The organism is Actinomadura vinacea, from assembly GCF_039532545.1.
Taxonomy (GTDB): Bacteria; Actinomycetota; Actinomycetes; order Streptosporangiales; family Streptosporangiaceae; genus Spirillospora; species Spirillospora vinacea.
Window position 1 is genome coordinate 1,033,784 of sequence record NZ_BAAARW010000020.1, and the last position, 9,567, is coordinate 1,043,350.

The following is a 9,567-nucleotide window of genomic DNA, read 5'->3' on the forward strand; positions in this document are numbered from 1 at the left end:
CATCCGAGCGAAAGTGATCTTCGTCACAGCCTGCCGGTCAGCTGTGCCCCAGGGCTTCCTCGGCCTCGGTGTCGCGCAGCTGACCGGCCGGGACGACGTCGTACCCCAGCTCGTCGATGACCGGCGGGCCGTGCTCGGACGCGGGCGGGATCACCACCGCCTCCGAATGCGCGCCGCAGCCGTGGTCGACCGAGACCACCCGGCCGTCGTCGGGCGCGTACTCGTTGGCGCAGACCCCGAACACCTCCCGCAGCCCGCCCGCCAGGGACACGAAGAAACCGCAGGTGGAGCACTGCGCCGGGGCCGACATCGCGATCGGCGCGCGGGGGCCGGCGATCCCTTCGTACCAGCGCGCGGCGGTCTCGTCGCGGCCCTCCTTGGACAGCACCCGGGGCCGGCCCAGGCCCAGCTCCCACTGGGTCTCCTGGTCGGTCGCGTCGTCGGCCTGCGTGTAGCCGGGCGCGAGCCGGACGTCGTCGGCGGGCGTCGGCAGCAGGTCGCCGGGGCCGAGGTCGCCGGGCCGCAGCCGCTCCAGCCACGGCACCCATTCGGGGGCCAGCAGCGCGCCGTCGCCGGGCAGCAGCACGCACTCGTCGACGGTCACCTGCTTGGCGCGGGAGGCCCGCGCCACCGTGACCGCCCAGCGCCACCCCCGGTAGGCCGGGTCAAGGGAGGCGAAGTAGTGCGTGACCACCCGATCCGCCTCGGCCCGCAGGCCGAGGTGATCGCCGACCCGCGCGGGCCGGGCCGTCTCCTCCGCCGCCTCCCGGGCCAGCTCGACCGCGCCCGCGCAGGCCGGGTCGATCGCGGGTGTACGGGAGCGGCGGGCGGGCCCGGTGGAGGTGCTCGCGGCGCCGGTGCGCGTACCGGAACGCGCGGTGCTGGGCTGACGGAGTGGGCTCACACTCCAATTCTCGCCCATGGATCGGCATGGCCGGGCACACCACCCGCCGCTTCGTGCTCTCATTCGCACCGCACCCGCGACGGGCGCGGTCAGGGATGCAGGTCGTCGGCCACCGCGCGCAGCACCGTGGCGATCTTCTTGGCCTCGGCCGGAGAGGGGTGCTTGCCCCTGCGGTAGGTGTTGGAGATCCCGTCGAGCAGCTTGATGAGGTCCTCGGTGATCATGACCATCTCGTCGGGCTTCTTGCGGCGCGCCTTGGCCACCGACTTCTCCACCGACGGCAGGGTCTCCAAGACCTGCACCGACAGCGCCTGCTGGCCGCGGCGCCCCTCGACCACGCCGAACTCCACGCGCTGTCCCGGCTTGAGCGTGGACACCCCGCCGGGCAGCGCGGAGGAGTGCACGAAGACCTCACCGCCGTCATCGCGGGTGAGGAAGCCGAATCCCTTGTCGGCGTCGTACCACTTGACCTTGCCAGTGGGCACGGTGACCTCGTTTAGCTCTCGTCCTGAATTGGGCTAAAGATTAGTGCCTCGCCACGAGGCGGTGGACACGGCGGGGACTGCGGGCGACCTCTGCGAGCCGACGGACAGAAGCTATCGGTGCGCGGCCGGAACGGCACCCGAATATCCACCGGAACGACCGCTTTCCGCAAGGCCGGGCGGCGCGTTCGATCCGGGCCGTCGTGATCAGCCGGTCGGGGCGGGTTCGTCCGCGCCGGCGGCGCCGAGCAGCCATTCCGGGAAGGCCAGCAGGTCGGGCAGCACGACATCGGCGCCGTACGCGGTGAGCGCGTCCGCGTCGAACGCCCCGGTGGCCACGCCCACGGCGGTCGCGGCGGCGGCGCGGGCGGCGTCCACGTCGCCGGTGTGGTCGCCGACGTACGCGCCGACCCCGTGCAGCCGCAGCGCGGTGCCCTTCGCCGCGCCGAACAGGCCGCCCACGACCTCGTCCACGGGCAGCCCGAGGAAGCGGACGGTGCGCTCGGTGTCGGCCTGGTTCTTGCCGGAGACCACGACCACGCGGGCGCCGCGGTCGCGGACCGCCTGGAGCGCCGCGGCGGCGCCGGGCATCAGGGCGGTCACGGGGACGGCCAGTTCGGGGTACATGGCGCGGTACCGGTCGGCCATGGCCGGCACCTCCGCGGCCGGGAACCAGTACGCCAGCTCGGTCTCCAGCGGCGGGCCGAGGCGCCCCACCACGGCGTCGGTGTCGATCGGGACGCCGGTCTCGGCGGCCAGCGCCGCGAAGACCGCGCTGATCCCGGCCCGGGTGTCGGCGAGGGTGAGGTCGAGATCGAACCCCACCGCGGACCATCCCGGCACGGGGCCGGGTCCGGTAAAACCTGTCGCATCTGGCTCCAGCACGTTCCACAGGGTAAAGGGGAAGGTATGGGGGATTTGCCACCCGGGTGGGTCCACCGCCGAGGACGGCCCGGCGGACCGCGCGGAGGACGCGGTGGACGGGGCCGGGGCGAGGCCCCGGCGCCCGTCGCGCACACGCGCACCCGCGCTCTCCCGGTAGTGGCGATGCGACGGGATCCGAGTAGGAGAGCGCGGGAGTCTATATACGCGAACTACGCGAACGCTGTCCGATTATTTCCCGGCCGGAACTGGATTGTCCGGACGTCTGAAACATGCGTTCCTAGATCCCGATATACCCGTGACTTCTGATAGGAACCGCTCGACCAGGCAAAACACAGGGCCCGAAAGCGCCAAGGAACCTCAAAGCCATCCCGAACCCGAGAAACCGCCCGAACCCGAGAAAGAGCGCGCCATGGCCGACGACCACGACCGACCCTCGAAGCAGGGGCCCGGCGAAGCCCCCGACAGCTCGCCCGCACGCGACACCGCGCCGGCCGGCACGGCCACCGCTCCCGGCGGCCCCGCCCGTCCCGGCGGCACGGGCAAGGCGCCGCACCGCGCGGTCTCGCGGATGCCCCGTCCCCCCGCGGGCACGCTGAAGGCCTCCCGCAAGCGCGTCGCGGGCGCGCTCGCCACGATCGTCTCCGTGATCACCACGGTCGTGGTGGTGGTGCTCGCGGTGCACATCATGTTCGTGCTGCTGGAGGCCAACGGCTCCAACGAGCTGGTGCGCACGATCGGCGACCGGGCCTGGGACCTGGCCTGGCAGTTCAAGGACGTCTTCCAGCCCGCGGACCGCAAGGTCGGGGTGGCCGTCAACTACGGGCTGGCCGCCCTGGTCTACCTGCTGGCCGGCAGGCTCATCATCAGCATGATCCGCCGCCTGGGCTGACGGCCGCGGCCGGAGCCGACCGGCTCCGGCCAAGTCAGTCCGGGTCAGTCCGGGTCAGTCCAGGAGGTCGCGTCCGGGGAACCGGACGGTCTCGAACGGCCAGGCCGTCGTGACCCACTCCCGGACGAACTCCTCCAGCTCCTTCTCCACGCTGGAGTCCTCCTCGTCGGCCCGCACCCAGAACACCACCACGGCGTCGGCGGTGGGACGGTCCGAGCGGGCGACATGGATGCGGCCCAGCTGCCGCTCCTCGTCCGGGGTCATCACGACGTAGCTGAACGAGCGCCGCAGCTGCCCCTCCTTCTGCAGCCAGGCGACGTCGATCAGCGCCTGCTCGAAGGTGAACTCGTTGTCCGGCCATCCCCACTCCGGCCCGAACCGGCCCTCCAGCCGCTCCAGGCTGCCCAGCACCGCGCCGTAGTCCTTCACCACATCGTGGACGGTGATCGGGCGGATCCGGAAGCGCGGCCCGGCGACGAGGGTGGGGACGACGAATTCCTCCGGCAGGAAGGCCCCCCGACCCTCCTTCCGCGGAGTTTCGAACATCGTCCGCCCCTTCCGACGGTGCCCCTTCCGTCGACAGGGGCGCGAGGCAATGACTTTAGCCGTCCACTGCCGGGTGCGAGACGCATCACGAATTCGGGCGCGCCGGGGCCGACGGGCCGAAACCCCGGTCGGTGATGCCTTACTGTTCTTCGCGGAGGAACACACGACCATGACGACATCCACGCGCGAACGGATCGTAAGCGAGTCCCTGCGGCTTTTCGCCGACCGGGGCTACGCCGCGACCTCGGTCGCCGAGATCGAGGCCGCGGCCGGGCTGTCGCCCGGCGCGGGCGGCCTGTACCGGCACTTCCGGTCCAAGGAGGAGGTGCTGGCCTCCGCCATCCGCGAGCACATCGAGCGGACCCGGCGCCAGATCAGCGACGTGCTGCACAACGCCACCACCTACGAGGACCGGCCGCTGGAGATCAGGCTCCGGATGACCTGCCAGGCCGGGCTGGCCAAGATGCGCGAGGAGCAGGACCTGATCCGGATCCTGTTCCGCGACCTCGACCAGTTCCCGAACCTGGTGGCGGAGATGCGCGAGGGGATCGTCAACCCGCTCTACGACGGCATCGCCACCTGGCTTTCCCAGCAGCCCGAATTCGAGGGCATCGACGAGGACTGGCCCGCCGTCGCCTCCGTCCTGGGCGGCGCGGTCGTCAACTACTGGCTGGCGAACGAGTCGATGTACGAGCCCCCCACCCGCATCGACGAGAAGCGGTTCGTGTCGAGCTGGGCGCGGCTGGGCCTCGGCCTGGTCAACCTGGAGCACGCTCCCGCCCCCTGAACCGGCCCGTCCGATGCCCACCCTCGCGTGGAGCACCCGCGAAGGCTCCTACGCTGATGGTGCGGGCCGCCGCCGGGCACCCGTGCCGGCGCCCGAGGTTGGGAGAGGGATGGACACGTTCGCGGACTGGCTGCGCGCACGCGATGACGACGCGTTGCGGTCGTTGCTGTCCGCACGGCCGGAACTGGTCAATCCCGTCCCCGCCGACATGGCCGCGCTGGCCACCCGGGCGTCCACGCCCGCCGCGATCTCCCGCGCCCTCGACCGGCTCGACCGGTTCGCGCTGGCCGTGCTGGAGTCGCTGCTGGTGCTGCCCCGCCCGCTCGCACCGGACGCCCTGCCCGCGGCCCTCGGCGCCACCGCCGACGACGTGGCACGGGCCCTGGAAACCCTGGAACACCACGGCCTGGTCTGGGGCGACGGGACGTACGCGACCGCGCCCGGCGTCCGCCAGAGCCTCCCGCACCCGGCCGGTCTCGGCCCGCCCGCCCGGGAGGTCTTCGCCGGCTACCCGCTCGAACGCCTCACCGCCCTCGTCACCGACCTGGACGGGACGGAACCGCGCGGGTTCCCCGACACCGGCCGGCTGCTGGACCGGATGACCGACGTCCTGGCCGCCCCCGAGGCCCTGATCGCCGAGGCGGGCCCGGAGGCCGCCGCCGCGCTGGAACACCTGGCCTGGGGGCCGCCGGTCGGCCGCGTCGCCGACGCCCGCCGCCCCGTCCGGACCGCCACCGCCGCCACCCCGGTCGAGCGGCTGCTCGCCCGCGGCCTGCTCGCCGCCGAGGACGACCGCACGGTCACGCTCCCCCGCGAAGTGGCCCTCCACCTGCGCGGAGGCCGGCTGTTCCGGGACGTCCCCGCGCACCCGCCCGAACTCATCGGCCGCTCCGGCTCGTCCAGGGCATCGGAACAGGGCGAGCTGGAGGTGCGGACCGCCGCGGGCGAGGCGTTCACCGCCGTCCGGCTCACCGAAGAGCTGCTCGAACGGTGGGGCACCGAACCGCCGCCCGTGCTGCGCAGCGGCGGCCTGGCCGTCCGCGACCTGCGCGCCGCCGCGACGCTCCTGGAGGTCGAGGAGTGGCACGCCGCGCTGCTCGCCGAGGTCGCCTACGCCGCCGGGCTCCTCACCCGCACCGGCGACCTGGACGGCGAATGGCTGCCCACCCCCGCCTACGACCTCTGGCTCATGCGCGACATCCCCGGCCGCTGGACCGAACTGGCCCGCGGCTGGCTGAAGACCGACCGCGCCCCCGGCCTGGCCGGCGAACGCGACGACCGGGACCGGCTCATCAACGCGCTCAGCGAGGCGGTCGTGCGCACCAGCGCCCCCGCCACCCGCACCGCCGTGCTGCGCGTCCTGGCGGCCGCCGCGCCCGGAGTCACCGTCGACGCCGAGGCCGTCCGCACCCGGCTCGCCTGGCTGCACCCGCGCCGCGCGGGGCCGCTGCGCGACCGCCTCGTCGACTGGACCCTCCGCGAGGCCGCCGTCCTCGGCATCACCGGGTTCGGGCGGCTCGTCCCCTACGCCCGCGACCTGCTGGACGACGACGACCCCGAACCCGGCCTGCAGAAGCACCTGCCCGACCCGGTCGACCGCGTCCTCATCCAGGCCGACCTGACCGCGATCGCGCCCGGCCCCCTCGTCACCGAACTGGCCCGCGAGCTGGCCCTGTCCGCCGAGGTCGAATCCACCGGCGGCGCGACCGTCTACCGCTTCACCCCCGTCTCGATCCGGCGCGCCCTGGACGCCGGCCGCACCGCCGCCGAGCTCGCCGAACTGCTCGCCCGGCACTCGGCGACCCCGCTGCCGCAGCCCCTCGCCTACCTGATCGAGGACGTCGGCCGCCGGCACGGCCACCTGCGGGTCGGATCGCTCAACTCCTACGTGCGCACCGACTCGCCCGCCACCCTCGACGAGATCCTGGCCGACCGCCGCTCCGGCACGCTGCGGCTGCACCGCCTGGCACCGACCGTGCTGGCCTCCGACCTGCCCCGCGGCGAACTGCTGGAGGGGCTGCGCGGGATGGGCCTGGCCCCGGTCGCCGAGGCCCCCGGCGGCGGGATCATCGTGACCCGCCCCGACCAGCTGCGCGCCGAACCCGCCCCGACCGCCGAGATCGTCCGGGTGCGGCCCGGCCCGCAGCCCGCGGACGCCTCGGTGATCGCCGCCGCGGTGCGGGCGCTGCGGGCCGGCGAGGAGGCCGCCCGGCACGGCGCCGAGCAGGCCCGGCTGCGCGGTGCGGCCCCGAGCGGCGAACCGCCGCGCTCCCCGGCCGCCGCGACCGTCGACCGGCTCCGCGAAGCCGTCCAGCGCGGGGGCCGGGTCTGGATCGGCTACCTCGACCAGCAGGGCCGCTCGTCCAGCCGGATCGTCGAACCGGTACGGGTCGAAGGCGGCTTCCTCACCGGCTACGACGCCACCCGCGCGGCCGTCCAGCGGTTCGCCCTGCACCGCATCACCGGCGTCTCCGAACTCGGCGACGAACCGCCCGCCTGAGCCGATAAATGGTTGAAATCCGAACAGAGCGGATAGCCTGCACAGTCAAGGACAGGAGCGGGTGTTAGGGCGTGTCTAATGGGGCTTGTTCGTCGTGAGCGGCGTTCAGGTGCATGTATCGCGAGGCGGAGGAGGGAGTCGGCCCGGGTTCGGCTGTCGACCGACGACAACGCGGCGAGGTGCGTGCCTGGGCGTCGCGCAACAGAACGTAGATCCGTAAGCCACGCCCCAGGGGGAGATGGCCCTTGAGCGGCTACGGAGGGCAGCCTCCAGGCTGGCACGACCCGTACGGTCAGCAAGGGTGGGATCCCAACGGGCAGTACAACCAGGCCTACGGCCCCGGCTACGGGCCCCCCGGCGTCCCCAACACGGGCCCCGGCACCCCCGGGGCGACCCTGGCCGCCCTGATCTGCAGCTGCGTCGCCACCGCCATGTGCTGCAACCTCCTCGCGATCCCCGCCATCGTGACCTCGGCCATGGCGACGAGCCGCGTCCGCACGAACCCCCAGTCCACCCGGACGCTCACCATGTGGAGCTGGATCATCCTGGGCATCGCCTTCCTGATCCAGATCATCCTCATCGTCATCGCCGTCGTCGTGGACGCCACCAGCCCCGACTACGGATCCGGCGGCATCTGACCGTCCAGCGGGGAAGAGCACACCCCCCTTGGCCGTTGCTAGAGAAGGACCCGTTCCCGAACCCTCCGCCGCACCCCCATATCTCGGGTAGCGTGCAGCACCTGCGCCTGGGCCCGAACGGGGCCGTCCACGACCGATCGCCTGATGGGGGCCGCCCGCCGTGTCCGACGGACCGCTGATCGTCCAGTCCGACAAGACCCTGCTGCTCGAAGTCGACCACGTCCTGGCCGACGAGTGCCGCAAGGAGATCGCACCGTTCGCCGAACTCGAACGGGCACCCGAGCACATCCACACCTACCGGGTCACCCCGCTCGCCCTCTGGAACGCGCGCGCCGCCGGACACGACGCCGAACAGGTCGTCGACACCCTGCTGAAGTTCTCCCGCTACCCCGTCCCGCACGCGCTGCTCGTCGACGTCGCCGACACCATGGCCCGGTACGGGCGGCTGCGGCTGGAGAAGCACCCCTCGCACGGCCTGATCATGCACTCCTCCGACCGCTCCGTCCTGGAGGAGGTGCTGCGGTCCAGGAAGGTCAAGGGGATGTTCGGCGACCGCATCGGGGACGACGCGGTCATCGTCCACGCCAGCGAGCGCGGCGCCCTCAAACAGTCCCTCCTCAAGATCGGCTGGCCGGCCGAGGACCTCGCCGGATACGTCGACGGCGAGGCCCACGCCATCTCCCTCGTCGAGGACGGCTGGACGCTGCGCTCCTACCAGCGCGACGCCGCCAACGCGTTCTGGCACGGTGGCTCCGGCGTCGTCGTCCTGCCCTGCGGCGCCGGCAAGACCATCGTGGGCGCCGCCGCCATGGCCCGCGCCGAGGCGACCACCCTCATCCTCGTCACCAACACCGTCTCCGCGCACCAGTGGAAGCAGGAATTGATCCGCCGCACCTCCCTCACCGAAGACGAGATCGGCGAGTACACCGGCGCCAAGAAGGAGATCCGGCCGGTCACCATCGCCACGTACCAGATCATGACGACCCGCCGGAAGGGCGCCTACACCCACCTGGAACTGTTCGACGCCCGCGACTGGGGCCTGGTCGTGTACGACGAGGTGCACCTGCTGCCCGCCCCCATCTTCCGCATGACCGCCGACCTCCAGGCCCGCCGCCGCCTCGGCCTCACCGCCACCCTCGTCCGCGAGGACGACCGCGAGGGCGACGTCTTCTCCCTGATCGGCCCCAAGCGCTACGACGCCCCCTGGAAGGACATGGAGTCGCAGGGCTGGATCGCACCCGCCGACTGCGTCGAGGTCAGGGTCACCCTCACCGACTCCGAACGGCTGGCCTACGCCACCGCCGAACCGGACGAGCGCTATCGCTTCTGCGCCACCACCGACACCAAGACCCGGCTCGTCCAGGCCCTCGTCGACCGTCACCGCGGCGAGCAGACCCTGGTGATCGGCCAGTACATCGACCAGCTCGATGAACTCGGCGAACTTCTGGACGCCCCCGTCATCAAGGGCGAGACGCGGGTCCGCGAACGCGAACGGCTCTTCGACGCCTTCCGGTCGGGCGAGATCAGCGTCCTGGTCGTCTCCAAGGTCGCCAACTTCTCCATCGACCTGCCGGAGGCGAGCGTCGCCGTCCAGGTCTCGGGCGCGTACGGTTCCCGCCAGGAAGAGGCCCAGCGGCTCGGCCGTCTGCTCCGTCCCAAGTCCGGCGGCCAGGGCGCCCGCTTCTACGCCGTCGTGGCCCGCGACACCCTGGACCAGGACTATGCGGCCCACCGCCAGCGCTTCCTCGCGGAACAGGGCTACGCCTACCGCATCGTGGACGCCGACGCCGTTCTGGCGGGCGACGAGATCTGAAGTAAGCCGTTTTCTAGATGCAAATGAGTAAGGCCCCGCCAGTTTCCTGGCGGGGCCTTAACCCTAATATAAGTCCGGCGGCGTCCTACTCTCCCACACAGTCTCCCATGCAGTACCATCGGC

The 9,567-nt window shown here is 72.4% G+C and carries 9 protein-coding genes; 5 read left to right on the forward strand and 4 right to left on the reverse strand.

The features are described 5' to 3' along the window. Nucleotides 1-37 precede the first annotated feature (37 nt). The 3 genes from ABD340_RS29250 to ABD340_RS29260 form a co-directional block, all read right to left on the reverse strand. Nucleotides 38-805, reverse strand: coding sequence for a DUF3027 domain-containing protein (locus tag ABD340_RS29250; protein ID WP_344593264.1), 768 nt, complete (start codon nucleotides 803-805; stop codon nucleotides 38-40). 188 nt (nucleotides 806-993) lie between these two features. Continuing rightward, the gene (locus ABD340_RS29255; protein ID WP_344593227.1) at nucleotides 994-1,389 is read right to left on the reverse strand and encodes a cold-shock protein; all 396 of its coding nucleotides are present in this window, start codon (nucleotides 1,387-1,389) and stop codon (nucleotides 994-996) included. A gap of 204 nt (nucleotides 1,390-1,593) precedes the next feature. After that, on the reverse strand, nucleotides 1,594-2,211 hold the full coding sequence (locus tag ABD340_RS29260) for an HAD family hydrolase (RefSeq protein WP_344593228.1): 618 nt from the start codon (nucleotides 2,209-2,211) through the stop codon (nucleotides 1,594-1,596). A 469-nt stretch (nucleotides 2,212-2,680) separates the two neighbouring features. Here ABD340_RS29260 and ABD340_RS29265 point away from each other — a divergent pair, with 469 nt between their 5' ends. Continuing rightward, a complete protein-coding gene (locus ABD340_RS29265) occupies nucleotides 2,681-3,160 on the forward strand; it encodes a hypothetical protein (protein WP_344593230.1) in 480 nt (159 codons plus the stop codon). A 54-nt stretch (nucleotides 3,161-3,214) separates the two neighbouring features. Here ABD340_RS29265 and ABD340_RS29270 read toward each other — a convergent pair whose 3' ends face one another. Beyond that, nucleotides 3,215-3,706, reverse strand: coding sequence for a GNAT family N-acetyltransferase (locus ABD340_RS29270; RefSeq protein WP_344593231.1), 492 nt, complete (start codon nucleotides 3,704-3,706; stop codon nucleotides 3,215-3,217). 169 nt (nucleotides 3,707-3,875) lie between these two features. Between ABD340_RS29270 and ABD340_RS29275 the strand changes: the two genes are divergently transcribed. From ABD340_RS29275 to ABD340_RS29290, 4 genes are all read left to right on the forward strand, one after another. Continuing rightward, a complete protein-coding gene (locus ABD340_RS29275) occupies nucleotides 3,876-4,493 on the forward strand; it encodes a TetR/AcrR family transcriptional regulator (protein ID WP_344593233.1) in 618 nt (205 codons plus the stop codon). Between the two features lie 109 nt (nucleotides 4,494-4,602). Further along, the gene (locus ABD340_RS29280) at nucleotides 4,603-6,993 is read left to right on the forward strand and encodes a helicase-associated domain-containing protein (protein WP_344593234.1); all 2,391 of its coding nucleotides are present in this window, start codon (nucleotides 4,603-4,605) and stop codon (nucleotides 6,991-6,993) included. A 245-nt stretch (nucleotides 6,994-7,238) separates the two neighbouring features. Then, the gene (locus ABD340_RS29285; RefSeq protein ID WP_344593236.1) at nucleotides 7,239-7,631 is read left to right on the forward strand and encodes a hypothetical protein; all 393 of its coding nucleotides are present in this window, start codon (nucleotides 7,239-7,241) and stop codon (nucleotides 7,629-7,631) included. A 160-nt stretch (nucleotides 7,632-7,791) separates the two neighbouring features. Then, on the forward strand, nucleotides 7,792-9,444 hold the full coding sequence (locus tag ABD340_RS29290; protein WP_344593238.1) for a DNA repair helicase XPB: 1,653 nt from the start codon (nucleotides 7,792-7,794) through the stop codon (nucleotides 9,442-9,444). Nucleotides 9,445-9,567 lie beyond the last annotated feature (123 nt).

What these genes read in the sequence shown, in the direction of transcription:
- ABD340_RS29265 (WP_344593230.1), top strand. Translation starts at nt 2,681, where the DNA reads ATGGCCGACGACCACGACCGACCCTCGAAGCAGGGGCCCGGCGAAGCC.
- ABD340_RS29270 (WP_344593231.1), bottom strand. Translation starts at nt 3,706, where the DNA reads ATGTTCGAAACTCCGCGGAAGGAGGGTCGGGGGGCCTTCCTGCCGGAG.
- ABD340_RS29275 (WP_344593233.1), top strand. Translation starts at nt 3,876, where the DNA reads ATGACGACATCCACGCGCGAACGGATCGTAAGCGAGTCCCTGCGGCTT.
- ABD340_RS29280 (WP_344593234.1), top strand. Translation starts at nt 4,603, where the DNA reads ATGGACACGTTCGCGGACTGGCTGCGCGCACGCGATGACGACGCGTTG.